Genomic DNA, 25,049 nt, shown 5'->3' with positions numbered 1-25,049 from the left:
CCTCTGGCCCTAGAACCATGTGCGCCAGCAGCTGCGAAATCGGTAGCGACAACAGGGCTGGCCGAAGGACCCGGTGTCGGCCGCCAAGCCAGCGCTGCACCGGCAAAAGCCCAGCCCAGCCCCGCATTCCCCCGAGCGAACGGCCGCGGAGCAGGCCAGTTCAGCGCACGCCGTGCTCGGGCTTGTGCCGAGCACTGGCGTTGTCCCCCAGCCCGAAGCGCGTCAGCGCGGAGAGAGCGGGGGGATGGCGCCGAAGGCGACTCAGGGGGGGGCACCGCTAGTTCCTTCCGACGATGGTGGTCACTCGCACCACCTGTTGACCGGCCTCCAGCACGGTCACGTCGACGCGGCGGAAGTTCGGGTTGGGCGTGGGCCGCACGGCTTGCGCGATCTGCAGCGTCAGCCCGGCCTGCACGCAGTCGGTGACGGAATCGCCCACGCCCGGCAACTGGCGCGCCAGGCGCAGCTCGGTCATGCGGTTTTCGGCGCACAGCTGGCCCAGCAGCAGGCGGCCCTGGCGGTCGGCGTTGTTGGTGAGCGCCGCGGTGGACTTGAGGCCCGCCACCAGCGCGATCGCCGTGATGGCCAGCGCCACCATGACCTCAACCAGGGTGAAGCCGCTGAAAACGCCGGGCGCGCCGCCGCGCCCGCTGCTGGCGCATGCCGCCGTCACGGCGTGCGCTCCACGGCAAAGGGGCGCAAGCCATCGGTGCCGACGGCCATCTGCTTGACCTGGGCGCCCGCGCGCTGCAGCACCACGGTCTGCGCGCCGATGATCGGGTCGGGCCCCAGCACCAGCGGCACGTTGCCCGGCGCGCTGGTCTGGCTGTCCAGCCACTGCGTCGGCATCGGCGCGGCGCTGGCCGGCAGCCCTTCAAACACAAAACCGCTGGCCGTGGTGCGCCAGATCACCGGCACCCCGGCCGCGCGCGACTGGGCCCGCGCCGATTCAAACAGCGCCGCCAGCCGCTCGGCATCGCGCTCCAGCGCGTTCGCCTCGCCATCGCGCAGCGCCAGGCTGGCCACCGCCGTGCCCATCGCCACGATGGCGATCACGACCATCATCTCGATCAGGGTGAAGCCGCGCCGAATATTTAAGTGAAACATGCCTCTAGCCCTAGTCCCGTCTTCGCGGGTAGCTAGCATTTTAGAAGCAAAGAGGGGTTGAGCGGGCGTCTCATTGCGCGCCACCGGCGGCAAGCATGGGCCCGCTGTTCAGGCAGTGTTCAGGCGCAAAGCCCGCACAAGCCCAGCCGCCTTCTGCACCCCGAGGAGCCAACGGCCGCGGAGCAGGCCAGTCCAGCGAACGCCGTTGCCGGACCTGTGCCGGCAACTGGCGTTGTCCCCCTGCCCGAAGCGCGTCAGCGCGCAGAGAGCGGGGGGAAGGCGCCAAAGGCGACTCAGGGGGGTGCATCCTTTTTACTGCCAGCTGCCCACGTCCGCGTTCTTGCCCTCGCCCCCGCTCTGCCCATCCGCGCCGAAGCTCATCACGTCCACCTCGCCCTGCACACCGGGGTTGAGGTACTGATAAGGGCGACCCCAGGGGTCGTTGGGCAGCTTTTCGAGGTAGGGCTTCCAGTTGTTGGGCGCAGGGGCGGTGGTGGGGCGCACGACGAGCGCCTGCAGGCCCTGTTCGGCCGTCGGGAAACGCAGGTTGTCCAGCTTGTACAGCTTCAGCGCCTGCATGATGTTGTGCACGTCGGTGCGCGCGGCCGTGGCGCGCGCGTCGTCGGTGCGGTCCAGCACGTTGGGCACGATCAGCGCGGCCAGCACGCCGATGATGACCAGCACCACCATCATCTCGATCAGGGTGAAGCCGGCACTGCGGCGCAGGCGGCGGGCGAGGGAAGACAAGGCGGTCATCGTTGCGTGAGAAGAACAGATCAGATCAATCGCATCAATGATAATCGCCGCATGTTGAGACGAGGCGCGCGCTTGTGAGGCTGTTACCTTCCTCCCGCTGGGCGGTGGGCGGCGTGACGCTGGCCGTCTGGGCGCTGGCCGCGGGCAGCGCGCTGTTCTGGTATCTGCGGGCCGGCGACACCGGCCTGCCGGTCAAGGCGCCGGCCACCGGCGCCGGCAACGGCGCGGTGCAGGTCGACACCCGCGTCGTCGCACGCACGCTGGGCGCGCCCGAAGCCAGGGTGGCGACCGAACCAGCGGCCGACGTTACCGGGCGGCTGGCACTGCGCGGTGTGGTCACACACCAGGGCCGCGGCGCCGCCCTGATCTCGGTCGACGGCAAGCCGCCAGTTAAGCCGCTGCTGGTGGGCGCGGTGCTGGAAGGCCTGGACGGCTGGGCTATTCGATCTGTCTCGCAGCGCGCGGTGGTGATCGCTGCGGGCGAGCGCCAGGCCAAGCTGGAAATGCCGGCGATGGAGTTGCGCTCAAGCAAGGGCGACGCGGTGGCGCCGCCTCGACCTGCGCAGCCTGCAACAACACCTGGCCTGCTGCCGGCACCCGCGCCCGCCCCGGCGCAAGTGCCCGGCATGCCGCAGGGCGTGAACCCGGGTCAACCCGTGTTGCCCGGGCCCGCGGTTGGCACAGGCACTGGCAGTGTGGCGGGCGCGCTTCCTCAGCCGCGCGCGTTCCCGGTGCGGCGTCCGCCGGGCATGTGATCTGCGCTCCCTGGCTTTTTTGAATCAAATCAGGCTGCAGCCGGCGTCCAGTGGGCGCTGGTAGCTATGCAATAAATAGTAAGCCGCGCTGTCGCCGGAGTGTTGGCGCGTCGGCCTGGGTGTCCGCAGGACGTCAACGCTTCCAGGCAGCCGCTGGTGCGCCGGCATGTTAGCTGGACCGCTCAGGAACGCCGTCTGGACTCGATCACGGGCAGGGCGCCGACGACGGGGGCGGGTTCAGCCATGCCGCAGGGTCATACCCGCTGGGCTTTTCGCGCCGCGCCGGCAGACTGTTCAGCGCTGCAGGAACAGCCGGTACGCCGGGTTGTTGGTTTCTTCGACCCAAGGGTAGCCCAGCTCGCCCAGAAACGCCGTGAAGGCGGCGTCGTCCGCGGCAGGCACCTGGATGCCGACCAGGATGCGGCCATCGTCCGCGCCCTGGTGGCGGTAGTGGAACAGGCTGATGTTCCAGTTGGGCGACATCAGGCTCAGGAATTTCAGCAGCGCGCCCGGCCGTTCGGGGAAGACGAAGCTCATCAGCCGCTCGTCGCTGGCAAGAGGTGAGCGCCCACCCACCATGTAGCGCACGTGTTCCTTGGCCAGTTCGTCGTGCGTCAGGTCGATCGCGCCAAAGCCGGCACGCTCGAAGGCGGCCGCGATGCGCGGCGATTCGCCCTTGCCGGCGGTGGTCAGGCCGACGAAGACGTGCGCCTGGCCCTGCTGCGCGGCGTCGCTGATGCGGTAGTTGAACTCGGTCACGTTGCGCGGGCCGGCCGGCAGGTTGCCGATCGCTTCGATGAAGCGGCGGAAACTGCCGCGTTCCTCGGGGATCGTCACGGCGAACAGGGCTTCGCGCTCTTCGCCGACCTCGGCGCGCTCGGCCACGAAGCGCAGGCGGTCGAAGTTCATGTTGGCGCCGGACAGCACGGCGACGTAGCTTTCGCCCTTGGTCTTGTGCGTCGCCACGTACTGCTTGACCGCGGCCACCGCCATGGCGCCGGAGGGCTCGACGATGCTGCGCGTGTCGATGAACACGTCCTTGATGGCCGCGCACACGGCGTCGGTGTCGACGGTGATGAACTCGTCCACCACGCCGGAGGCGACGCGGAAGGTCTCTTCGCCCACCTGTTTCACGGCCGTGCCGTCGGCGAACAGGCCGACATCGGTCAGGGTGACGCGCCCGCCCTGCGCCACGGACTGCGCCATGGCGGACGAATCGCTCATCTGAACGCCGATCACCTTCACTTCCGGCCGCACCGCCTTGATGTAGGCCCCCACGCCACTGATCAGGCCGCCGCCGCCGATGGCCAGAAAGACCGCGTCCAGCGGCCCCTGGTGCTGGCGCAGCACCTCCATGCCGATGGTGCCCTGGCCGGCTATCACCAGCGGGTCGTCGAAGGGGTGGATGAAGGTCAGCCCCTGCTCGGCCTGCAGTTGGACGGAATGCTCGTACGCGTCGGAATAGCTGTCGCCCGCCAGCACCACTTCGCCGCCCAGCGTTTTGACGGCGTCCACCTTCACCTGCGGCGTGGTGGTCGGCATGACGATCACGGCGCGCGCGCCCAGCTTGTGCGCTGACAGCGCCACGCCCTGCGCGTGGTTGCCGGCGCTGGCGCAGATCACGCCTTTTTGCAGCTGCTCGGGCGTCAGGTGCGCCATCTTGTTGTACGCCCCGCGCAGTTTGAAGCTGAACACCGGCTGCTGGTCCTCGCGCTTGAGCAGCACCTTGTTGTGCAGGCGGCGGCTCAAGCTGCGCGCCGGGTCCAGGTCGGACTCGATCGCCACGTCGTAGACGCGGGCGGTCAGCACCTGCTTGAGGTAGTCGGTGGCGGTCAGGGCGCCGGCGACAGGCGCGGGCGCGGCAGGGCGGGAAGCGGGCATGGGCAAAGGCCGTGGGTGGCGGGGCAGGAGGGTCGATGATACGGCGCGGCCCCGGCGCGGCGCACCCGCGCGCAGGCGCCCTGGTTGCGTTGCAGCAAAAAAAAGCCCCGGAGCCAGAGCGCCGGGGCTTAATCCACCTATTGAAGGGGTGGAGGAGACAAACGGTGCAGATGGAAACCCATCCGCTTGAGACGCAGTGTACGTGAAAAGCACGGGCGTTCGCTACCTTTTGCTGCTATGCAACACAACCCGTGGGGTATTTGCGGCAATTTTTGGCGCTGGCCGCCCTTGGTCGTACCGATTCCGCTACGCTTGCGTCCCACTTTTCACCTACCGCAAGAGGCCAAACATGGAATGCACAGTGAGCTGGACGGGCGCCGCGGGCACGCGCTCTGGCATGGGTTTTGTGGCGGAAACCGGCTCCGGCCACGTGATCGCCATGGATGGCGCGCCCGACGAAGCCAAGCCGGCCAACGGCGGCCAGAACCTGGCGCCACGCCCCATGGAAACGGTGCTGGCCGGCACCGGCGGCTGCACCGCGTACGACGTGGTGCTGATCCTCAAGCGCGGCCGCCACGACGTGCGCGGCTGCTCGGTCAAGCTGACCAGCGAACGCGCCAGCGAAGACCCAAAAGTGTTCACCCAGATCCACATGCACTTCACCGTCACCGGCAAGGGTGTGCCCGCCAGCGCGGTTGAGCGCGCCGTGGCGCTCAGCCACGAGAAGTACTGTTCCGCCTCGATCATGCTGGCCAAGACGGCCAACATCACGACCTCGTTCGAGCTGGTGGAAGCGGCCTGAGCGCGGGCGCGGAGGCGCGCGCTGCCGCTCGACTGTGCTTGTGGCCGTTGGGTTGGTTGCGGATGCGGGTCTGCGGGTGGTGTGCCAAGTGCGGGGAAGCTATCCTATTTATAGCTGTCTGCGCAGATGGTTGTAGGGCTGAAGACCGTTTTCTTTAAAATCTTTGACGGGGCGGCGCCTGCTTGGGCGCCCGATCAGGTCTAACCCAGTCCGCGTTCAGCCCATAGGAGAGGTACAGGCGCTGCGCCCCGGCGCGCGCCCCACGAAATCAAAAAAGATAGCTGCCCGCGCAGGTGTTTCTAAGGGGAAATTGGTTTTTTAACCTGAACTTTTGGCCGGCATGCACCGCGACCGCATCAGATCCGGTGCGCGGTTGTTGTCATGACCTTGGCCGCCAGCCGCATCAGGCCGCGCACCGGCGCGGGCAGCGGCGTGCCGCCCGCGGACAGGGCGTCGTCGGCATGCCTGGCCTCGTCTTCCTTCATCTGCGCCACGATGGCGCGCGACGCCGCATCGCCGGCAGGCAGGCGGTCCATGTGGCTGGCCAGATGCGCCTCGACCTGGCGCTCGGTTTCCACCACGAAGCCCAGGCTCAGGCGGTCGCCACCGATGCGCCCGGCCACCAGGCCGATGCCGAAGGCGCCCGCGTACCACAACGGGTTGAGCAGAGAAGGGCGGTCGCCCAACTCGTCCAGGCGCTGGCGCGTCCAGGCCAGATGGTCGGTCTCCTCGCGGGCGGCGGCGTCGAGGTGGCGGCGCAGTTCGGGGTCGCGCGTGGTCATCGCCTGCGAGGTGTAGAGCGCCTGGGCGCAAATCTCGCCCACGTGGTTGACGCGCATCAGCGCGCCTGACAGGCGCTGGTCGGCCTCGCTCAGGGGCGCACCCGCGCCCACCGGGGCGGCGGGTGTCGGCCGTGCGGCGCGTGGCGCAGCGAAGAGCGTACGCAAGGTGCTGTCGGCGGCAGCGAGGAGCCGGTCGGTGGTGGTGTCGGTGGCTGTCATATGCCTATGTTAGGCTGCCTTGAGAACAAAAACCCGTGTCCAGGGGGCGAGAGGGCGTCGCCGAAGTTCTGTTGCGATGTTGCAACGAATAGGCGTTTACCCTAGCTAAGCCTCAGTGAAGCGCATAGAATTTGGGCTCACCCTGAATTCAAATGTTTTCAGCTATGGGTGGGGCGACATTGGGGCCTGAGACGGAAATTCTTCGATCCCTACGTTGCTTCGAACTTTCTCTTCCGTGTCAATCTACCCTGGAGAATCTGCAATGAAAAAATCGCTTATCGCTTTGGCAGTGGTCGCCGCATCCGGCGCCGCCATGGCTCAATCTTCCGTGACCCTGTACGGCGTTGCCGACGCCGGCGTGGGCAAGATCAAGTACGGTTCGGGCGGCGACAAGCCGGCCACCGACGCCAGCAACAAAACCGAATTCATCAGCGGCAGCCTGATGAACAACGGCACCAGCCGTCTGGGCGTGCGCGGCACCGAAGACCTCGGTGGCGGCCTGAAAGCTGGTTTCAACTTCGAAACCGGTCTGGATCTGGACGACGGCGCTGCTGTCGGCGCCTTCTGGGCTCGTCAAGCCAACGTGTGGCTGGGTGGCAACTGGGGTACCGTCAAGCTGGGCCGTCAGTTCACGCCTTCCTACCTGACGACGGCTTCGTACGAACTGACCGGCACCGCCAACTACTCGGTTCTGGCCAACACCTACAACTACGCCGGTGTCGGTTCGCGTGCCAACAGCGCTTTCGCCTATGTGACGCCTAACTTCGGTGGCTTCTCTGCTGCCGTGGCCTACGTCACCAAGAACGACAACGCTGGCCGCAGCGTGTGGGATCTGGGCCTGATGTACAACAACGGCCCGATCGGCGCCGGCATCTCCGCCAACAAGATCAAGGACGGCAAGACCAACTACCAAGCTGGTGCCAAGTACAGCTTCGGCAACTTCGCTGTCGCCGGTTCGTACACGCAAGCTTCGCGCGGCGATGCCCGCCGCCGTGGCTTCGGTCTGGGTGCTTCGGCTGGCTTCGGTGCCTTCACCGTGACCGTCGACGTGACCCGCGACATGAAGAACGAGTGGAGCGGCAAGAAGTACACGAACGGCGTGGTGGAAGCCAAGTACGCGCTGTCCAAGCGTACGTTCGTCTACGGCGCCTTCCTGCGTCTGGACAAGACGAACAACTACGGCATCGGCGTTCGCCACAACTTCTGATCGCGGTAGTCGACCCGGCTCGGGCGTCTTGATGCAAGGCGCCTGAACCGAGTCAAAACCCGCCGGGGCTGCAACGGCCCCGGCGCAGATGAGGCGGTTTGTTGCAATAGGCCAACAAAACCGCCGACCCGGCCCGGTTTCATCACGGAAACCTTTGCAAGTTCGGCCGACAACAGGTGCAATAGAGGCAACTTCCCGATTGGGGGGGTTGTGCCGGATCAAGTTGGGCAGTGGTGGTCCAACACACAGGCGCCGGCGCCCTGTTTCAACCTTGGAGAACTTGCAATGAAAAAATCGCTTATCGCTCTGGCCGTCGTCGCGGCTTCCGGCGCCGCCATGGCTCAGTCGTCCGTCACCCTGTACGGTGTGGCCGACGCTGGTATCGGCAAAGTGAAATACGGCTCGGGCGGCACGACCCCTGGCAACGACGCCAGCAACAAAGTGGAATTCCAGAGCGGCAGCCTGATGACCAACGGCAACAGCCGTATCGGCGTGCGCGGCGTGGAAGACCTGGGTGGCGGCCTGAAGGCTGGCTTCAACTTTGAATCCGGTCTGGATCTGGACGACGGCGCTTCGCTGGGTTCTGGTGGTGGTTTCTGGGGCCGTGCAGCCAACCTGTGGCTGGGTGGCGGCTGGGGTACCTTCAAGCTGGGCCGTACGCTGAACCCGTCGTTCTACGGCATGGCTACTTGGGAACTGACCGGCGCTGCCAACTACTCCGTGGTGGCCAACACCTTCGGTTTCTCGGGCAATCCTACGCCTCGCCACAACAGCCAGTTCAGCTACAAGACGCCTGATCTGGGTGGCTTCAGCGCCGAACTCGGCTACATCTTCAAGCCCGACAACGCTGGCAACGCCCGTTGGGACGTGAACGCCATTTACGCCAACGGCCCGATCGGTGTTGGCCTGGCTGCTCACAAGCAGAAGAACGGCAAGCTGGGCTACGGCGTTGGTCTGAAGTGGAGCTTCAGCAACTTCGCCCTGGCAGCTTCGTACAACGACAAAGAGAAAGTCCGTCGCGGCTTCTCGCTGGGTGGTTCGGCCAACTTCGGCGCCTTCACGCTGACGGTTGACGCCACTCGTGACACCCGCAACCAGCTGGGCAAGAAGCGCACCAACTTCCTGGTGGAAGGCAAGTACGCCCTGTCCAAGCGCACCTTCGTGTACGCCGCTGGCCTGCGTCTGGACGGCACGACCAACTACGGTCTGGGCATCCGTCACAACTTCTGATCGACGACATTGTTCGCCCGGTGGCAACGCCGGGCAGCAAGTTCAAGAGGGCCTTCGGGCCCTCTTTTTTGTTGGTGCGATCAAGGCCAGCAGGTACTCAAGTCGATCAGGCTGAGTGTGATGGCCTGACGAAACGGCCAGTGGGGGCACGGTGCTGCATGGCAGCGCGCATGTGCGAACGGTGCCTGAACACGCATCTGGAATTGGGCAAGCCGGCGAGTTCCAAGCCTTGATCGAGTGCTCTCGGCGCACGGTTGCAGAAGGACGCCGGCGCTGGCTGCATGCATTTCGGAGTACCGGTTGGTACTCCCTGCCTATGCGCGCAATCCCTGCCCAGTCGCCGCATAACCCGGTGATAGGATCGCCCATCGCTACAGTTTCTGAGTATGGGTGCCTTTCTTCTTCGCCGGCTGATCCAGGCCGTCATCGTCATGGTGTCGGTGGCGTTCATCGCCTTCCTGCTGTTCCAATACGTCGGCGATCCGGTACTGTTCCTGCTCGGTCAGGACGCCACGCCCGAGCAGATTCGGCAGTTGCGCGCTGACCTGGGGCTCGACCAACCGTTCTTCGTCCAGTTCTGGCACTTCCTCGTCAACGCTGCGCAAGGGGAGTTCGGCCTGAGTTTGCGCCAGGGCGCGAAAGTGTCGCGCCTGCTAGGCGAACGCTTTCCCGCCACGTTCGAGTTGGCCATGGTGGCCGCCGTGCTGGCGCTGGTGGTCGGCGTGCCGATGGGCGTGTACGCGGCGCTCAAGCGCGGCAGCTTCATGAGCCAGGTGTTCATGACCGTGTCGCTGCTCGGCGTGTCGCTGCCCACTTTCCTGATCGGCATTTTGCTGATCCTGGTGTTTTCCGTCTGGCTCGGCTGGCTGCCGAGCTTCGGTCGTGGTGAAACGGTGCAGGTCGGCTGGTGGAGCACCGGGCTGCTCACCGTCGACGGGTGGAAGCACATCATCCTGCCGGCGATCACGCTGGCCGTTTTCCAGCTGACCCTGATCATGCGGCTGGTGCGTGCCGAGATGCTGGAGGTGCTGCGCACCGACTACATCAAGTTTGCCAAGGCACGTGGCCTGACTGATCGCGCGATCTACTTCGGCCACGCGCTCAAGAACACGCTGGTGCCGGTGATGACCATCACCGGGCTGCAACTCGGTGGCCTGATTGCCTTCGCCATCATCACCGAAACGGTATTCCAGTGGCCGGGCATGGGCCTGCTGTTCATCCAGGCGGTCACCTTTGCCGATGTGCCTGTGATGGCCGCCTACCTGTGCCTGATCGCCCTGATCTTCGTGGTCATCAACCTGATCGTCGACCTGCTTTACGTCGTCGTCGATCCGCGCCTGCGCGTCGCCAAAGCTGGCGGCCACTGAAGCGCGCCGCGGTTTTCTCCCTTCAACGGTTCCGTTCCTTCACGTCGAGGTGATTGTCATGAAAAAACAAACAAAAATGGCTCTGGCGCCCGTGGTGATTGCGCTGGCAGCTATGGGTTCGGTAGCGTCTGCGCAGACCGTCCGCATTGCCAACCAAGGCGATGCGCTTTCCCTGGACCCGCACTCACTGAACGAATCGCTGCAGCTGAGCGTCGACGGTAACGCGTACGAGCCGCTGGTCGGCCTGGACCCGAAACTGAACCTGGTGCCCGCGCTGGCCACCGCCTGGAAGCAGACTTCGCCCACCGTCTGGCGCTTCGAGCTGCGCAAGAACGTCAAGTTCTACGACGGCACGCCCTTCACGGCCGACGACGTGGTTTTCACCATGGCGCGCGTGGCGGGCGAGGGCTCGGACATGAAGGCCTACGTCAACGACTTCAAGGAAGTGCGCAAGGTCGACAGCCACACGGTCGAGATCGAAACCAAGACGCCCTTGATGATCCTGCCGCAGATCCTCACCCAGGTGATGGTCATGAGCAAGAAGTGGGCAGAGGACAACAACGCGACGCGCCCGGTCGATCGCCGCAAGGGCGTGGAGAACACCGCTTCATTCAAGACCAACGGCACCGGCCCCTACCACGTGAAGGAGCGCCAGCCGAACGTGCGCACCGTCTTCGTGCGCAATCCGAATTACTGGGGCAAGATCGAGGGCAACGCGCGGGAGGTGGTCTTCACCACCATCTCCAGCCCCGCCACGCGCGTGGCCGCTCTGCTCTCGGGCGAGATCGACGTCATGGAGCCGGTGCCGGTGCAGGACATCGCGCGTGTCAACAGCAACGCGTCCACGCGCGTCCTCTCTGGCCCCGAGCTGCGCACGGTGTTCCTCGGCATGGACCAGAAGCGCGACGAGTTGCTGTTCTCCAGCGTCAAGGGCAAGAACCCGTTCAAGGACAAGCGCGTGCGCCAGGCGTTCTACCAGGCGATCGACATCAACGCGATCCAGAAGAACGTGATGCGCGGCGCCTCGCGCCCCACCGCGCTGATGATCGGCCCCGGCAACAACGGCTGGAGCGCGGCCCAGGACAAGCGCCTACCCTACGACGTGGAAGCCGCCAAGAAGCTGATGGCCGATGCCGGCTACCCCAACGGCTTCGAGCTGACCATGAACTGCCCGAACGACCGGTACGTGAACGATGGGCAGATCTGCCAGGCGGTGGCGGCCAACCTGGCGCGCATCAATGTCAAGGTCAACCTGCAGGCCGAAACCAAGGGCACGTATTTCCCCAAGATCCTGCGCCGCGATACCAGTTTCTACATGCTGGCCTGGACGCCGTCGACCTACGACGCGCACAACGCGCTGAATGCGCTGATGCGCTGCCCGGACGACAAGACCGGCGCGGGCCAATTCAACCTGGGCTCGTACTGCAACCCCAAGCTGGATGAGCTGACGGTGAAGATCGGCTCCGAGACCGACAAGGCGAAGCGGGATGCCATGATCCAGGAAGCCTTCCAGCTCCACATCGACGACGTCGGCCACCTCCCTCTGCACCAGCAGGCGCTGGCTTGGGGCGTGAATAAGAAGATCGACCTGCCGCTTCGCGCAGACAACTTCATGCCGTTCAAGTGGATCACCGTGAAGGCCAAGTGAGGACGAAGAATGAAGTGCACAGCCACGCTGCCGGGCACCTCTGCTTTGACCCGTATTTGAACGAAATAGGGCTCTGATCAGCCACCGTATTTCGCAAACAGCTATCGATTCATGAGCACTCTGGTTTCCCGCTGGTGGGACAGCGACATTGGCTACAGTTTCCGGCACTCGCCCACGGCGATCGTCGCGGCGGTGATCGCCTTCATCTGCCTGTTCTGCGCGATCTTTGCCGGCTGGGTGGCGCCGCACAACCCGTTCGACCTGACCACGCTCGAGCTCGGCGATTCGCGCCTGCCCCCCGCCTGGTACCCCGAAGGCAAGGCGACCTACCTGCTGGGCACCGACGACCAGGGCCGCGACATCCTGTCGGCGCTGATGTATGGCACGCGCATTTCGCTCTTCGTTGGCCTGGCGGCGGTCGCGCTGTCGCTGGTGATCGGTGTGCTGCTGGGGCTGATCAGCGGCGCGGTCGGTGGCTGGGTCGATGGCTTTCTGATGCGCCTGTGCGACGTGGTTTCGTCCTTCCCCGCCATTCTGGTGGCGCTGCTGATCGCGGGGGTGGCGCGCGCCTTGTACCCCAACGCGGCCGAGGGCGTGGCCTTCGGCGTGCTGGTGCTGGCCATTGCGTTTGCGGGCAGCAACGGCTGGGTGCAGTACGCGCGCACGGTGCGCGCCAGCACCATGGTCGAACGCGGCAAGGAATACGTGCACGCCGCGCGCGTGACCGGGGTGTCCAAGTGGCGCATCATGCTCAAGCACATCCTGCCCAACGTCATGGGCCCGGTGATGGTGTTGGCCACCATCCAGGTCGCCACCGCCATCATCACCGAGGCGACGCTGTCCTTTTTGGGCGTGGGCGTGCCGCCGACGTCGCCGTCGCTGGGCACACTGATCCGCGTCGGAAACGACTATTTGTTCTCGGGCGAATGGTGGATCACCATCTTCCCGGGGCTGATGCTGGTGTTGATCGCGCTGTCGGTGAACCTCTTGGGTGACTGGCTGCGCGACGCATTGAATCCAAGGCTGAACTGATGAACAAAATGGCCTCTGGCCCTACATGGATCTGCGCAAGCAGCTATCGAAACAGTAGTATTTGAATCGAACCGCATGGCACTGCTGCAAGTCAAGAACCTGGTGGTCGAGTTTCCCAACCGGCGCGGCACGCTGCGCGCGCTGGACGACGTGAGCTTCGACATCGCGCCGGGTGAAATCCTGGGCGTGGTGGGCGAGTCGGGCGCGGGCAAGTCGCTCACCGGCGCGTCCATCATCGGTCTGCTGGAGCCGCCCGGCCGCGTCGCCGGGGGCGAGATCCTGCTCGAAGGCCGGCGCATCGACAACCTGCCGCACGAGGAAATGCGCCACGTGCGCGGGCGCCAGATAGGTGCGATCTTCCAGGACCCGCTGACCTCGCTCAACCCGCTGTACACCGTGGGCCGGCAGCTGACCGAAACGATCCAGACGCACCTGGCCGTCAACGCGGCGGAAGCGCGCCAGCGCGCCATCAACCTGCTGAAGGACACCGGTATCCCGGCGGCCGAGCAGCGCATCGACCACTACCCGCACCAGTTCTCGGGCGGCATGCGCCAGCGCGTGGTGATCGCCCTGGCGCTGGCGGCCGAGCCCAAGCTGATCGTGGCCGACGAGCCGACCACCGCGTTGGATGTGTCGATCCAGGCGCAGATCATCAGCCTGCTCAAGCGCGTCTGCCAGGAGCGCGGCGCCGCCGTCATGCTGATCACGCACGACATGGGCGTGATCGCCGAAACCTGCGACCGCGTGGCCGTGATGTACGCCGGCCGCATCGCCGAGATCGGCCCGGTGCACGAGGTCATCAACCACCCAGCGCACCCCTACACCGCTGGCCTGATGGCTGCCATCCCCGACATGGAGGCCGAGGTCGACGTGCTCTACCAGATCGACGGCGCGATGCCGCGGCTGAACGCCATTCCGCAGGGCTGCGCCTTCAACCCGCGCTGCCCCTACGGCTTTCAGGAGCGCTGCCGCACCGAACGGCCCGACCTGATGGACGCCGGCCCCACGCGCGCCGCCTGCTGGCTGCACGCGGGCGATGGGCGCGTGCAGCGCATCACGGACAAGGCGGTGCCGGCATGAACACAGAGATGCCCAGCCCTGTGGCCGAAACCCCGGTGAGCGCAGGCCCAACCCATGCGGGTCACGAGCCGCTGGTGCGCGCCGTCGGCCTGGCCAAGACCTTTGATGTGTCGCCGCCCTGGCTCAACCGCGTGCTGGAGCGCAAGCCGCGCCAGCTGCTGCGCGCCGTTGACGACGCCACGTTCACGATCGAGAAAGGCCAGACGCTGGCGCTGGTGGGCGAATCGGGCTGCGGCAAGAGCACCGTGGCGCGCCTGCTGGTCGGCCTGTACGAGCCGACGCGCGGCAACTTCTTCTTCGATGGGCAGGACGCGCACGCCGCGTTCGAGGGCAAGGGCGGCCGCGCCCTGCGTCGCCGCATCCAGATGATTTTTCAGGACCCCTACGCCAGCCTGAACCCGCGCTGGAAGGTGGCCGATATCATCGCCGAGCCGCTGCACGAGCACGGCATGGCCACGTCCAGCGCGCAGGCGCTGGAGCGCGTGGGCGAGCTGCTGCAGTCGGTCGGACTGTCGGCGGCCGACATGGTGAAGTACCCGCACCAGTTCTCCGGCGGGCAGCGCCAGCGCATCTCGATCGCGCGCGCGCTGGCCACCGCGCCCGAATTCCTGGTGTGCGATGAGCCCACGTCGGCGCTCGACGTGTCGGTGCAGGCCCAGGTGCTCAACATCATGAAGCGCCTGCAGGCCGAGCGCGGGCTGACCTACCTGTTCATCAGCCACAACCTCGCCGTGGTGCGCCACGTCAGCGACCAGGTTGGCGTGATGTACCTGGGCCGGATCGTCGAGTTGGCGCCCAAGCGCCAACTGTTCGCACACCCGCAGCACCCCTACACGCGGATGCTGCTGGACGCCATCCCCAAGATGCACGACACCGGCCGCGCGCGCACGCCGGTGCAGGGCGAGGTGCCCAACCCACTCAACCCGCCCACGGGCTGCACCTTCCACCCGCGCTGCCCGCACGCCAACGAGCGTTGCAAGGCAGAGCGCCCCGCGCTGCTGCACCTGCGCGGGGTGCAGGTCGCCTGCCACGCGGTTGAAGAAGGCCGTATCTGAGCGCTTGAGCCGGCGGGCGAAACGGGGTCGCCAGAGCGGAGCGCCCCAGTGCCGCTGCTATCTTATCAGTAGCTTCTGGCGCAGATTCACAGCGGGCCAGAGTGCGATTGGATGCTGAAATCAGCGCTTGCGCTGCATTCCTGTCAGTCCGACCTTTGAGCTCCGTCGTCCGACAAATGCCGAAATCTGGCATATACAAAGTAAAAAGTATTATTTTGAGAAATGAAGGGTTCGTTTGAGAATCGCCCCCTCGCCGGTTCGCGCGATCCGCAACCGGCACAGGTCTTTGCAGATGAACCATGTTTGCCACCGATACTTTTTCCTTCCTCCGATCCGGGGGGCGCACCCCGCCGCCGCCATCTCCCTCCACCCCGCTGATGCCGTCGGGCCTTGACGCGGCCCGCGCCTCGCTCGCGTCGGGCGCTGGTCTGGTGCCGGTCAGCGCGATCCGTCTCGAAGGCGTCGACCTGTATTACCCCGGGCCGGGCAAGACCCGCGTGCAAGCGCTGCGCGGCATCGATCTGGACATCCGCGCCGGCGAGGTGTTCGGCATCATCGGTCGCAGCGGCGCGGGCAAGAGCTCGCTGGTGCGCACCATCAACCTGCTGAACCGCCCCAGCGCAGGCCGTGTCACGGTGGGCGGCACCGAGTTGACCGCCCTGAATGCGCTGGGCCTGCGCATCGCGCGCCACGAGATCGGCATGGTGTTCCAGCACTTCAATCTGTTGGCCTCGCGCACGGTGTACGGCAACGTCGCTCTGCCGCTGGAACTGGCTGGTCTGGACAAGGCCAGCATTCGCGCTCGCGTCGAGCCGCTGCTCGACCTCGTCGGCCTGGCCGCGCTGTCGGGGCGTTTTCCGTCGCAGATCAGCGGCGGCCAGAAGCAGCGCGTGGGCATCGCCCGGGCGTTGGCCAGCCAGCCCAAGGTGCTGCTGTCGGACGAAGCCACGTCGGCGCTCGACCCCGAGACCACGCGTTCCATCCTGGCGCTGCTGGCACGCATCAACCGCGAACTGGGCCTGACCATCGTGCTGATCACGCACCAGATGCAGGTAATCAAGCAGATCGCGCACCGCGTGGCAGTCATGGAAGGCGGCCAGGTGGTCGAGCAGGGCCCGGTGGTCGAGGTCTTCACCCACCCGCAGCAGGCCATTACCCGCAGCCTGATCGAGGAAATCCTGCCGCGCACGCTGCCACCGAGCGTGCGCGAGCAGGTGGCTTCGGCGCGCGCCGGCCTGCCCCGCACCCATGTCGGACGCCTGCTGCGCCTGACGATGTCGGGCGTGCACGCCGATCGGCCGGTGCTGTCGCGTCTGGTGCGGCAGTACGGCGTCGACATGTGCCTGCTGCACGGCCAGATGGACGCCATTCAGGGCCAGACCATGGGCGTGCTGGCGGTGTATGTCACCGGCCTGGCCGAGTCCGTCGATGCCGCGGTGCAGGGCATTCGCGATGCCGGCGTGCGCGTGCAGGACGTGACGGACGCGACATCCGACCTTGACCTTACCGCTGCGCAGGAGTGAGCACCATGTTCGAGAACTTCACGCCTGCACTGTTGGACCTGTTCACCACGTCGCTTTGGGAGACCGTGCTGATGGTCGGTATCTCCGGCCTGGCAGGCACCGCCGTGGGCTTGCCGCTGGGCGTGCTGCTGCGCCTGACCGACCAGGGCGGGGTGCTGGCGCACGCCGGGTTCAACCGCGTGGTTGGCGGCCTGGTGAATGCGGTGCGTTCCACGCCCTTCATCATCCTGCTGGTGGCCATCATCCCGTTCACGCGGCTGGTCACCGGCTCGTCGATCGGCACGGCGGCGGCCATCGTGCCGCTGACCATCGCTGCGGCGCCGTTCATCGCGCGCCTGGTGGAGGCCTCGCTGCGCGAGGTCGATCCGGGCCTGGTGGAAGCCGCGCAGGCCATGGGCGCCACCACCGGGCAGATCGTCTGGAAAGTGCTGCTGCCCGAGGCGCTGCCCGGCATCGTGGGCGGCGTGACCATTGCGCTGGTGGCCTTGACCGGCTATTCGGCCATGGCCGGGGCGATCGGCGGTGGCGGCCTGGGTGACTTGGGCATCCGCTATGGCTACCAGCGTTTTCTGCCGGACGTGATGCTGGCGGTGGTGCTGGTGCTGATCGCCTTCGTGCAGGTGGTGCAGACCGCGGGTGACTGGCTGGTGCGCCGCCTGAGCCATCGCTGATCGCTATTTAAAAAGTAGCTGGTCGCGCTGGACCAGAGCGCGCTGCAGTCACTTTTCATTCAAATTCGGATGTGCATCGGCTCTGCTGGGCTTGACCAGCGGCCGGGCGCAGCCTGCGCCAATTCTTTCCCAATCTTGTCGACGTTTTTCAGTCAGAAAGGACCTGTCTCATGCAACGACGCACCGCTCTTCACGCCGCCTGGTCGGTCATGCTCGCTTCCGCGGGGCTTGCCTTCGCGGGCGCCAGTGCCCAGGCGCAGGACAAGCCCAGCATCAAGGTCGGCGTCACCGCCGGGCCGCACGCGCAGATCCTGGAACAGGTCAAGAAAGTCGCGGCCAGGAACGGTCTGACGATCCAGGTGGTCGAGTTCAGCGACTACGTGCAACCCAACGCTGCCCTGGCTGCCGGCGACCTGGATGCCAACAGCTACCAGCACAAGCCCTACCTCGACCAGCAGCTTGCCGACCGCGGCTACAAGTTCAGCAGCGTGGCCAGCACCGTCACCTTCCCGATCGGCCTGTATTCGAAGAAGGTCAAACACCTGAAAGACTTGAAATCCGGCGCGCGTTTCGGCATTCCGAACGACCCCACGAACGGCGGGCGCGTGCTCCTGCTGCTGCAGGCGCAGGGCCTGATCAAGCTGAACGCCGACGCTGGCCTGAAGGCCACGCCACTGGACGTCGCCGAGAACCCGAAGAAGCTGCGCTTCGTCGAGCTCGACGCGGCCCAGTTGCCACGCTCGCTGGACGACCTGGATGCGGCGGCCGTCAACACGAATTACGCCCTGACCGCCGGCCTGAACCCGGGCAAGGACGCGATTGCCATCGAAGGCCCCAAGGGGCCGTACGCCAACCTGCTGGTGGTGCGCAGCGCCGACAAGGCACAGCCCTGGGTGGCCAAGTTCGTCAAGGCGTACCAATCGCCCGAAGTGCGCCAGTTCATCCAGTCTGAGTTCAAGGGATCGATCGTGGCCGACTTCTGAGCTGTCCGCCGCTTGCGCCTGTCTGAGGCGACCCGCGCGTCGTGGCGTCACGCGACTGACGCGCGCCTGTCATCGCCGTTCAACATGTGTGCCACACCATGGCTGAAGTTGGATTCAGTCAATGTGAGGTCAGGCATGTCGCAAGGAAAGTCGAGGGGCGTTCGCGCCACATGGAGATGGGTTGCAGGCGTCGCTGCCGCCAGCGCGCTAATGACGGCGTGCGGAGGCGATGACGATGTGACGCCGCCAGCTTCGGGAGATTTCACGCTGACGCTGGTTCACATCAACGATCACCATTCCACGCTCGACAGCAAGAGCAAGACCCTCAAGCTGGGCATCGGCGGCAGTGCGCCCGCCAGTGTGGCGGTGGACGCGGGAGGCTTCCCGCGCGTGACCCAGGCAATCGAGGAAATCGTCAAGGCCGCGGGCCCGAATGTGCTGAAGATCCACGCGGGCGATGCCCTGACCGGCACCTTGTACTTCAACCGCGCCGGTGCCGACGGCGAAGCCGACGCCGCGCTGATGAACACGGTGTGCTTCGATACCTTCAGCCTCGGCAACCACGAATTCGACAAGGGCGACAGCGGCCTCAAGGGCTTTCTGGATCTGCTCAGGAAGGGCGCTTGCAAAACCGCCGTGCTGAGCGGGAACGTGGCGTTTGGCGCCAATTCCGCGCTCAACCCGGCGCGTGCAGCGGGCTACGTGGTGCCGTCGACGGTGATCGAGCGCGGCGGCCAGAAGATCGGCGTGATCGGGCTGACCATTGCTGGCAAGACCAAGGCTTCCTCCAGCCCCGATCCCGACACGCAGTTTCAGGACGAGGCAGTTGCGGCTCAGCGCGAGATCGACAGGCTGCGCGCCCAGGGGGTCAACAAGATCGTGGTGGCCAGCCACATCGGTTACGAGTACGACCGCCAGATGGTCACCAAGCTGAGCGGCGTGGACGTCGTGGTTGGAGGTGATTCGCACACGCTGCTCGGTCCGAAGAGCCTGTCGACGCTGGGCGTGGGTTCGCCTGCAGGGGACTACCCGACCTTGGCCTTCGACAAGGAAGGCAAACAGGTGTGCGTCGTTCAGGCCTGGGAATATGCCCAGGTGGTGGGCGAGTTGAAGGTCCGTTTCGATCGCGACGGCGAATTACTCGAATGCAATGGCACGCCGCATGTGTTGATCGGCAACAACTTCACCGTGGGCGGCAAGGCGCCGACGGCGGCGGAGCAGACCGCGATCAATGCGAACGTCAAGGCCGCCGGTTTTCTGCGCGTGACGGCACCTTCGGTGGTCGCCACCAATGTGCTGGCGCCGTACAAGGGGCGCGTCGAGGTGTTCAACAAGACCGTGGTCGCGCGCGCGCCGACAGAGTTGTGTTCCCGGCGGGTGCCGGGCGGGGAAGGCTCGATGGACTACAGCCGCTCCAGCGCCGGGTGCAACACCGAAGGCCTGGTGAGCCAGCGTGGTGGTGACATCCAGCAACTGGTGGCACAGGCTTATCTGCAGGTTGCCAACGCCAAGTACGGCGGTGCCGACATCACACTGCAAAGCGGCGGCGGCGTACGCGTGCCCCTGCTGGGCGAGGTGACGGCGGCCAATGTGATTCAGGTGCTGCCGTTCGGCAACATGCTGTTCCGCCTGCAGATCACGGGCACCGAGGTCAAGGCCATGCTGGAGGACGGACTGGAAGCCACCTTCGGCCCTGGTGGCAGTTCCGGCCCGTACCCGTATGCCGGCGGCCTGCGCTTCGACGTGGATTCCAAGGCGGCGGCGGGCGCACGCGTCAGCAACGTCGAAGTGCGCGATCCGGCCAGCGGCGCCTGGGGACCGCTCGACCCCGCCAAGACCTACCGCCTGTTCGTGCTGAGCTTCAACGCCACCGGCGGTGACGGCTACAAGACGCTCGCGGCCGTGCCCGCGGCGCGACGCCTGGACATCGGGGTGCTGGACGCGGACGTGCTGTTCGATTACCTCGACACCCTTCCCAAGGACAGCGCCGGCCTGCCGACGGTGGGGCGGCTGGCGAACGAGCTGTACAGCACGCGCAAGTTCAAATAGCGCCAGTCGGCGGCGCAGCCAAGGTGGTGGCGGCCGCCGCCCAGTTGCAACCGGGCGTATCGCCGGCGCGCGCCGGCTCGGGCACCCTGCGCGAGGCGGGATAATCGCCAGCCATGAACCAGCTCGACGCTCTCAAGCAATTCACCACCGTCGTCGCCGACACGGGCGATTTCCGCCAGTTGGCGCAGTTCCAGCCGCAGGACGCGACCACCAACCCGTCGCTCATCCTGAAGGCGGTGCAAAAGCCGGAATACGCGCCGCTCTTGGCCGACACCGTGGCGGCGCACCGCGGCCAACCGCTGGACGAGGTAGTGGACCGGCTGCTGGTGCGCTTTGGCACCGAAATCCTGTCGATCATCCCGGGCCGCGTCTCGACCGAAGTCGACGCGCGCCTGTCGTTCGACGAAGATGCCACCTTCACCCGCGCCGAAAGGCTGATCGAGCTGTACCAGGCCGCCGGTGTGCCCACCGAGCGCGTGCTGATCAAGATCGCCAGCACCTGGGAAGGCATCCGCGCCGCCGAGCGCCTGCAAAAGCGCGGCATCGCCTGCAACCTGACGCTGCTGTTCAGCTTCTGCCAGGCCGTGGCCTGCGGGCAGGCCAAGGTACAGCTGATCTCGCCGTTCGTCGGCCGCATCTACGACTGGTACAAGAAGCAGGCGGGCGCCAGTTGGGACGAAGCCGCCATGGCGGGGGCCAACGACCCGGGCGTGCAGTCGGTCAAACGCATCTACGACCATTACAAGCGCCACGGCATCGCCACCGAGGTGATGGGTGCGAGCTTTCGCAACGTCGGCCAGATCACCGCGCTGGCGGGGTGCGATTTGCTCACCATCAGCCCCGAACTGCTGGCGCAACTGGCCGCGTCCGACGCGCCGCTGGCGCGCGCGCTGGACCCCGAGGCCGCGCGCAGGATGGACCTGCCGCCCGTGCGCTACGACGAGGCCGGCTTCCGCCTGGCGCTGAACCAGGACGCCATGGCCACCGAAAAGCTGGCCGAGGGCATCCGCGCCTTCATCGCCGACGCCGAAAAGCTTGAAGCCCTGATGCAGGCCGCGTGAAGCGCGACATGAAGGCCCCGATGGCCCCTGCCGGCTGGCAGACCCGTCCGCGCGCCGACGAGGCGCCCAGTTGGCCGGCGCTGGCGACCCATGCCGTCCGCGCATTTGGTGGCGGCGCGGACAGCTTCGACCTGCGCCGCGCATTCGCCGACCAAGGCGATCGTGCAGCCAAGTTCAGCTTTGAGGCGCCACAGCTGTGGGCCGACCTGTCCAAGAACCTGATCGACGACACCGCCCAGCGCCTGCTGACGCAACTGGCCGAGGAATGTGGCCTGGCCGCCCACCGGGACGCGCTGTTCGCCGGTGCGCCCATCAATGTGTCCGAGGACCGTGCGGTCAGCCATGTTGAATGGAGAAATCCGGCCTTAGCCCTAGAGCAGTCTGCGCAACCAGCTATTCAAAGCATAGCGCAATGGCGGGCCACGATGCTCATGCTGGCCGATGCCGTGCGCGCCGATGCTGCGGTGACCGACGTGGTCAACATCGGCATTGGCGGCTCCGACCTGGGGCCGCGCATGGTGGTGCAGGCCTTGCACGCCGCCGGCGCGACCAGCGGGCCGCGCGTGCACTTCGTGGCCAACATGGACGGGCACGAGTTGGCCGCGCTGCTGCCGCGCCTGCAGCCGGCCCACACACTGTTTCTGGTCGCGTCCAAGAGCTTCGGCACCGCCGAAACCATGCGCAACGCGCTGTCGGCGCGCGACTGGTTTCTGGCGAACGGCGGGCAGGACGTGGCGCGGCACTTCGTCGCCCTCAGCGCCAACGCGGCAGCGGCGCGCGACTTCGGCATCGAGCATTGCCTGACGTTTGACGAAGGCGTGGGCGGGCGCTACTCGCTGTGGTCGCCGGTCGGCCTGTCGATTGCCATTGCGGCCGGGCGCCAGGGTTTTGAAGAGCTGCTGGCCGGTGCCCACGCGATGGACCAGCACTTCGTGCAGACGCCGCTGGCGCGCAACCTGCCGGTGCAGCTGGCGCTGCTCGACCTCTGGTACCGCAACCACCTGCACTTTGCGAGCCGCTGCGTCGTGCCCTACGTGCATGGGCTGCGCGCGCTGCCGGCGTACCTGCAGCAGCTGGAGATGGAAAGCAACGGCAAGCGGGTCGATCTGCAGGGCCGCGCGCTGCGCGTGGCCAGCGCCGCCAGCACCTGGGGCCAGGTCGGCAGCAACGGCCAGCACGCCTTCTTTCAGGCCCTGCACCAGGGCAGCGATGTGGTGCCGGTCGAATTCGTGCTGACAGCGCAAGCGGCGCACGATCTGCCCGAGCACCACCGCAAGCTGTTGGCCAATGCGCTGGCACAGGCGCGCGCGCTGATGATGGGCCAGGAAGGCGATGCGCCCGAGCGGCACTTCCCTGGCAACCGCCCGTCCACCGTGCTGCTGCTGCCCGACCAGTCGCCGCGCAGCATCGGCGCGCTGCTGGCCCTGTACGAGCACCGCACCTTCGCGCTGGGCTCGCTGTGGGGCCTCAACAGCTTCGATCAGTGGGGCGTGGAGCTGGGCAAGCGCCACGCCGGGGAGATCGAGGCTGCCTTGGCCGATGGCAACCCCGAGGCGCTGGACGCCTCCACCGCCGCGCTGGTTGGGCGGTTGCGCGGCGCCTGAATCCGCGCGCGCAAGGAAACCTCGCGCCCGGCGGGCGCTGCCGCTCAGAACGACATCGTCGCCGACACGCGGAAGGTACGCGGGGCGCCGGGCATCAGGAAGCCGTCGCCAAAGGTGCCGATCCAGTACTTCTTGTCGGCCACGTTTTCCACGCTGGCGTTCAGGCGCACCGGCAGGCTGGCGACCTTGGTGGCGTAGCTGGCCATCAGATCGAATCGCTTCCAGGCGGGCACGCGCATGCGGTTGCCTGAATCGGCCCACTGCTTGCCGGTGTAGTGCACGCGCCCGCCCAGGGTCAGACCCTGCAGCGGCGTTTCCCAGTCCAGCCCGATGCGCGCGCGCAGGGCAGGGGTGCCGTAGGTGGTCTTGCCGGTGTTGCGCTGCACCGACTTCAGGTGCGTCACACCGCCGAGCACCGACAGGCTGGGCAGCAATTTGCCGTACACGCTCCATTCCACGCCGCGCAGGCGCTGCAGCCCGTCGTCAACCAGCTGGTTGCTGCTGTTGGTGATGAAGGACGGGCGGCGGATCTCGTACGCGCTGAAGGTGTGGGTGAGCTGGCCGGTCTGCACCTTCACGCCGACTTCGGCCTGTTTCGTCACGCGCGGGCCCATCACGTCGCCGGCGTTGGCAAAGCCCACGCCAACCACCTGGCCGGGCTCCATGCCTTCGGTGTAGTTGCCGAATAGCGCCACGCCGTCGCCCCAGGGGCGCACCACGGCGCCGACCATGGGCGAAATGCGGCTCTTGCTGTAATGGGTCCAGGACTGCTTGATGCTCTGGTGGCGCAGGCCCAGCGTGAGCAGCACCTTGTCGCCCGCAAAGCTCATGGTGTCGGCCAGGGCGACCGAGCGGAAGTCGTTGTTGACCTTGACGCTGGCGTTGTCAAAGCCGTTCCAAACGGGCGCGTTGGGGAACACCGGCGTGACCGGGTCGTACATGTTGGTGGTGTAGCAGTAGTTGCACGGCGTGTTGTTGGTGCCTTCCTTCATCTTCAGGATGTTGGCCGACAACTGTGCCCGGTGCTTCACGCTGCCGGTGGTGAACTTGCCGATGACGCCGACCTCGGCGGTCTGGCGTTTGGAGCGGGTGTCAACGTGGTAGATGGCGCCGCGCGTGGCGCCGTCCGGCCCGGTGACGAAAGCGCGGGTGCCGAACATCAGCCCGCGGCCTTCGGCTTCGCCCGCGCCGAAGGCGACGTAACCCTGCCAGTTCTCATTGAAGTCGAACTCGCCGCGCGCCAGCACGCCGCTGTTGTCGTACTTGCCGTGCGTGCCGCGGAACATGTTGGTGTCGCCGCGCGGCGGATCGAGCAGCACGCCGACGCCGCGGATGTTGGCGTTGCCCAGGAAGTTGAACATGCCGGGGCTGCCGTTGTCGATCTTGTTGACGCTGTTGTAGACGTCCAGCGAGAAGCGCGCCCGGTCGCCCAGATAGTCCAGCCCCAGTGCGCCCACGCGGCGCGTCTGTTTCTCGTCTCTGGCACCGAGTTCGCCGGTGCCGTAGACACCGTTGAAGCGCAGGCCCAGGCGCTGATCCTGCCCGAAACGGCGCGCCAGGTCGGCGTGAGCCTGGCCGTAGGAGTGCGTGCCGTAGGTCACCGTCAGGTCGGCGATCGGCTTGCCCAGCGCGCGCTTGGTCACCATGTTCACAGTACCGGCCACGCTGGTGCCCGGCGGCATGCCGGACAGCAGCACGTTGGGGCCGCGCAGCACCTCGACGCGCTCGAACATCTCGATCGGCACCGAGTTGGCCGGGGCGATGCCGTACAGGCCGTTGGTGGCGATGTCCTGCGCGCCCATGTCGAGGCCGCGCAGGTTGAAGTTCTGCAGCATGTGGTTCTTGTTGGTGGTGAAGACCACCGCCGAATCGTTTTCCAGCACGTCCTGCAGCGTCAGCGCCGACCAATCCTCGGCCAACTCCCGCGTGTACGCGTTGACATGCACCGGCGCTTCCATGATTGACGTGGCGCCCAGAATGCCCAGCCGCGCGCCCGAGGCGGCCTTATTGCCTGGGGCCAGGCGCGGCAGGTCCTCACGCTCGTAGGTGCTGCGGATGGTGACTTCGTCCAGCGTGCCGGCGACAGGCGTCGGCGCAGCGGCCGCAGGGCTGGCCGACGCAGGCGCATCAGGCTTGGTGGCGGGCGCTGCCGTGGTTTGCGCGGCCACGGAAGTGGCCAGGCCGATCAGCGCGAGGGCGATGGGGGTGAGCCGAGCGGTACGGTGAGGTCTGTGCAT

21 protein-coding genes are annotated in these 25,049 nt (G+C 66.4%); 15 read left to right on the top strand and 6 right to left on the bottom strand.

Annotated features, from left to right (window positions below; all coding sequences use genetic code 11):
* Positions 1 to 277: 277 nt before the first annotated feature.
* The 3 genes from gspI to gspG form a co-directional block, all read right to left on the bottom strand.
* A complete protein-coding gene (gene gspI, locus FVQ98_RS07855; RefSeq protein ID WP_255507684.1) occupies positions 278 to 673 on the bottom strand; it encodes a type II secretion system minor pseudopilin GspI in 396 nt (131 codons plus the stop codon).
* Positions 670 to 1,107, bottom strand: a complete 438-nt coding sequence (locus FVQ98_RS07850) for a prepilin-type N-terminal cleavage/methylation domain-containing protein (RefSeq protein ID WP_147912882.1) — start codon at positions 1,105 to 1,107, stop codon at positions 670 to 672. Before FVQ98_RS07850 ends, gspI begins: the two co-directional genes overlap by 4 nt.
* Before the next feature lie 312 nt (positions 1,108 to 1,419).
* Positions 1,420 to 1,863 carry a type II secretion system major pseudopilin GspG gene (gene gspG, locus FVQ98_RS07845; protein WP_147912881.1) on the bottom strand — a complete coding sequence of 148 codons (444 nt, stop codon included), beginning with the start codon at positions 1,861 to 1,863 and terminating at the stop codon, positions 1,420 to 1,422.
* Positions 1,864 to 1,937: 74 nt separating this feature from the next.
* Between gspG and FVQ98_RS07840 the strand changes: the two genes are divergently transcribed.
* A complete protein-coding gene (locus tag FVQ98_RS07840; protein WP_147912880.1) occupies positions 1,938 to 2,618 on the top strand; it encodes a hypothetical protein in 681 nt (226 codons plus the stop codon).
* Positions 2,619 to 2,912: 294 nt separating this feature from the next.
* On the opposite strand, the gene ilvA is transcribed toward FVQ98_RS07840, so the two are convergent.
* Positions 2,913 to 4,499 carry a threonine ammonia-lyase, biosynthetic gene (gene ilvA, locus FVQ98_RS07835; protein WP_147912879.1) on the bottom strand — a complete coding sequence of 529 codons (1,587 nt, stop codon included), beginning with the start codon at positions 4,497 to 4,499 and terminating at the stop codon, positions 2,913 to 2,915.
* 349 nt (positions 4,500 to 4,848) lie between these two features.
* Between ilvA and FVQ98_RS07830 the strand changes: the two genes are divergently transcribed.
* Complete coding sequence (locus FVQ98_RS07830; protein WP_147912878.1) at positions 4,849 to 5,301, top strand: OsmC family protein; 453 nt, start codon at positions 4,849 to 4,851, stop codon at positions 5,299 to 5,301.
* 356 nt (positions 5,302 to 5,657) lie between these two features.
* Here FVQ98_RS07830 and coq7 read toward each other — a convergent pair whose 3' ends face one another.
* Positions 5,658 to 6,302 carry a 2-polyprenyl-3-methyl-6-methoxy-1,4-benzoquinone monooxygenase gene (gene coq7, locus FVQ98_RS07825; protein WP_147912877.1) on the bottom strand — a complete coding sequence of 215 codons (645 nt, stop codon included), beginning with the start codon at positions 6,300 to 6,302 and terminating at the stop codon, positions 5,658 to 5,660.
* 262 nt (positions 6,303 to 6,564) lie between these two features.
* Between coq7 and FVQ98_RS07820 the strand changes: the two genes are divergently transcribed.
* The 13 genes from FVQ98_RS07820 (at position 6,565) to pgi (ending at position 22,812) form a co-directional block, all read left to right on the top strand.
* Entirely contained in the window at positions 6,565 to 7,509 is a 945-nt protein-coding gene (locus FVQ98_RS07820; protein ID WP_147912876.1) for a porin, read from the top strand.
* Positions 7,510 to 7,794: 285 nt separating this feature from the next.
* On the top strand, positions 7,795 to 8,739 hold the full coding sequence (locus FVQ98_RS07815) for a porin (RefSeq protein WP_147912875.1): 945 nt from the start codon (positions 7,795 to 7,797) through the stop codon (positions 8,737 to 8,739).
* 386 nt (positions 8,740 to 9,125) lie between these two features.
* Positions 9,126 to 10,106 carry an ABC transporter permease gene (locus FVQ98_RS07810; RefSeq protein WP_147912874.1) on the top strand — a complete coding sequence of 327 codons (981 nt, stop codon included), beginning with the start codon at positions 9,126 to 9,128 and terminating at the stop codon, positions 10,104 to 10,106.
* A 58-nt stretch (positions 10,107 to 10,164) separates the two neighbouring features.
* Positions 10,165 to 11,754, top strand: coding sequence for an ABC transporter substrate-binding protein (locus tag FVQ98_RS07805; protein WP_147912873.1), 1,590 nt, complete (start codon positions 10,165 to 10,167; stop codon positions 11,752 to 11,754).
* A 111-nt stretch (positions 11,755 to 11,865) separates the two neighbouring features.
* Positions 11,866 to 12,786: an ABC transporter permease gene (locus tag FVQ98_RS07800; protein ID WP_147912872.1), complete on the top strand. Its 921-nt coding sequence runs from the start codon at positions 11,866 to 11,868 to the stop codon at positions 12,784 to 12,786.
* Between the two features lie 75 nt (positions 12,787 to 12,861).
* The gene (locus tag FVQ98_RS07795; RefSeq protein WP_147912871.1) at positions 12,862 to 13,866 is read left to right on the top strand and encodes an ABC transporter ATP-binding protein; all 1,005 of its coding nucleotides are present in this window, start codon (positions 12,862 to 12,864) and stop codon (positions 13,864 to 13,866) included.
* A gap of 8 nt (positions 13,867 to 13,874) precedes the next feature.
* Positions 13,875 to 14,921, top strand: a complete 1,047-nt coding sequence (locus FVQ98_RS07790) for an ABC transporter ATP-binding protein (protein WP_147912935.1) — start codon at positions 13,875 to 13,877, stop codon at positions 14,919 to 14,921.
* A gap of 377 nt (positions 14,922 to 15,298) precedes the next feature.
* Positions 15,299 to 16,444 (top strand): methionine ABC transporter ATP-binding protein, encoded by a 1,146-nt coding sequence (locus tag FVQ98_RS07785; RefSeq protein WP_147912870.1) that lies wholly within the window; start codon positions 15,299 to 15,301, stop codon positions 16,442 to 16,444.
* 5 nt (positions 16,445 to 16,449) lie between these two features.
* Complete coding sequence (locus FVQ98_RS07780; protein WP_147912869.1) at positions 16,450 to 17,115, top strand: methionine ABC transporter permease; 666 nt, start codon at positions 16,450 to 16,452, stop codon at positions 17,113 to 17,115.
* A 170-nt stretch (positions 17,116 to 17,285) separates the two neighbouring features.
* Positions 17,286 to 18,098 carry a MetQ/NlpA family ABC transporter substrate-binding protein gene (locus FVQ98_RS07775; protein WP_147912868.1) on the top strand — a complete coding sequence of 271 codons (813 nt, stop codon included), beginning with the start codon at positions 17,286 to 17,288 and terminating at the stop codon, positions 18,096 to 18,098.
* A gap of 135 nt (positions 18,099 to 18,233) precedes the next feature.
* Complete coding sequence (locus FVQ98_RS07770) at positions 18,234 to 20,147, top strand: bifunctional metallophosphatase/5'-nucleotidase (protein WP_147912867.1); 1,914 nt, start codon at positions 18,234 to 18,236, stop codon at positions 20,145 to 20,147.
* 113 nt (positions 20,148 to 20,260) lie between these two features.
* Positions 20,261 to 21,208 carry a transaldolase gene (gene tal, locus FVQ98_RS07765; protein WP_147912866.1) on the top strand — a complete coding sequence of 316 codons (948 nt, stop codon included), beginning with the start codon at positions 20,261 to 20,263 and terminating at the stop codon, positions 21,206 to 21,208.
* An 8-nt stretch (positions 21,209 to 21,216) separates the two neighbouring features.
* On the top strand, positions 21,217 to 22,812 hold the full coding sequence (gene pgi, locus FVQ98_RS07760) for a glucose-6-phosphate isomerase (RefSeq protein WP_255507682.1): 1,596 nt from the start codon (positions 21,217 to 21,219) through the stop codon (positions 22,810 to 22,812).
* Positions 22,813 to 22,856: 44 nt separating this feature from the next.
* Here pgi and FVQ98_RS07755 read toward each other — a convergent pair whose 3' ends face one another.
* Positions 22,857 to 25,049: a TonB-dependent receptor gene (locus FVQ98_RS07755; protein WP_147912865.1), complete on the bottom strand. Its 2,193-nt coding sequence runs from the start codon at positions 25,047 to 25,049 to the stop codon at positions 22,857 to 22,859.

It is taken from the genome of Ottowia flava (assembly GCF_008017535.1).
GTDB classification, from domain to species: Bacteria; Pseudomonadota; Gammaproteobacteria; order Burkholderiales; family Burkholderiaceae_C; genus Ottowia; species Ottowia flava.
This window is presented reverse-complemented; position numbering and strand designations above follow the sequence as displayed.

Coding starts and splice junctions, on each gene's coding strand:
- FVQ98_RS07850 (WP_147912882.1), bottom strand. CDS start 1,107: ATGTTTCACTTAAATATTCGGCGCGGCTTCACCCTGATCGAGATGATG.
- gspG (WP_147912881.1), bottom strand. CDS start 1,863: ATGACCGCCTTGTCTTCCCTCGCCCGCCGCCTGCGCCGCAGTGCCGGC.
- ilvA (WP_147912879.1), bottom strand. CDS start 4,499: ATGCCCGCTTCCCGCCCTGCCGCGCCCGCGCCTGTCGCCGGCGCCCTG.
- FVQ98_RS07830 (WP_147912878.1), top strand. CDS start 4,849: ATGGAATGCACAGTGAGCTGGACGGGCGCCGCGGGCACGCGCTCTGGC.
- coq7 (WP_147912877.1), bottom strand. CDS start 6,302: ATGACAGCCACCGACACCACCACCGACCGGCTCCTCGCTGCCGCCGAC.
- FVQ98_RS07820 (WP_147912876.1), top strand. CDS start 6,565: ATGAAAAAATCGCTTATCGCTTTGGCAGTGGTCGCCGCATCCGGCGCC.
- FVQ98_RS07815 (WP_147912875.1), top strand. CDS start 7,795: ATGAAAAAATCGCTTATCGCTCTGGCCGTCGTCGCGGCTTCCGGCGCC.
- FVQ98_RS07810 (WP_147912874.1), top strand. CDS start 9,126: ATGGGTGCCTTTCTTCTTCGCCGGCTGATCCAGGCCGTCATCGTCATG.
- FVQ98_RS07805 (WP_147912873.1), top strand. CDS start 10,165: ATGAAAAAACAAACAAAAATGGCTCTGGCGCCCGTGGTGATTGCGCTG.
- FVQ98_RS07800 (WP_147912872.1), top strand. CDS start 11,866: ATGAGCACTCTGGTTTCCCGCTGGTGGGACAGCGACATTGGCTACAGT.
- FVQ98_RS07795 (WP_147912871.1), top strand. CDS start 12,862: ATGGCACTGCTGCAAGTCAAGAACCTGGTGGTCGAGTTTCCCAACCGG.
- FVQ98_RS07790 (WP_147912935.1), top strand. CDS start 13,875: ATGCCCAGCCCTGTGGCCGAAACCCCGGTGAGCGCAGGCCCAACCCAT.
- FVQ98_RS07785 (WP_147912870.1), top strand. CDS start 15,299: ATGCCGTCGGGCCTTGACGCGGCCCGCGCCTCGCTCGCGTCGGGCGCT.
- FVQ98_RS07780 (WP_147912869.1), top strand. CDS start 16,450: ATGTTCGAGAACTTCACGCCTGCACTGTTGGACCTGTTCACCACGTCG.
- FVQ98_RS07775 (WP_147912868.1), top strand. CDS start 17,286: ATGCAACGACGCACCGCTCTTCACGCCGCCTGGTCGGTCATGCTCGCT.
- FVQ98_RS07770 (WP_147912867.1), top strand. CDS start 18,234: ATGTCGCAAGGAAAGTCGAGGGGCGTTCGCGCCACATGGAGATGGGTT.
- tal (WP_147912866.1), top strand. CDS start 20,261: ATGAACCAGCTCGACGCTCTCAAGCAATTCACCACCGTCGTCGCCGAC.
- pgi (WP_255507682.1), top strand. CDS start 21,217: ATGAAGGCCCCGATGGCCCCTGCCGGCTGGCAGACCCGTCCGCGCGCC.
- FVQ98_RS07755 (WP_147912865.1), bottom strand. CDS start 25,049: ATGCACAGACCTCACCGTACCGCTCGGCTCACCCCCATCGCCCTCGCG.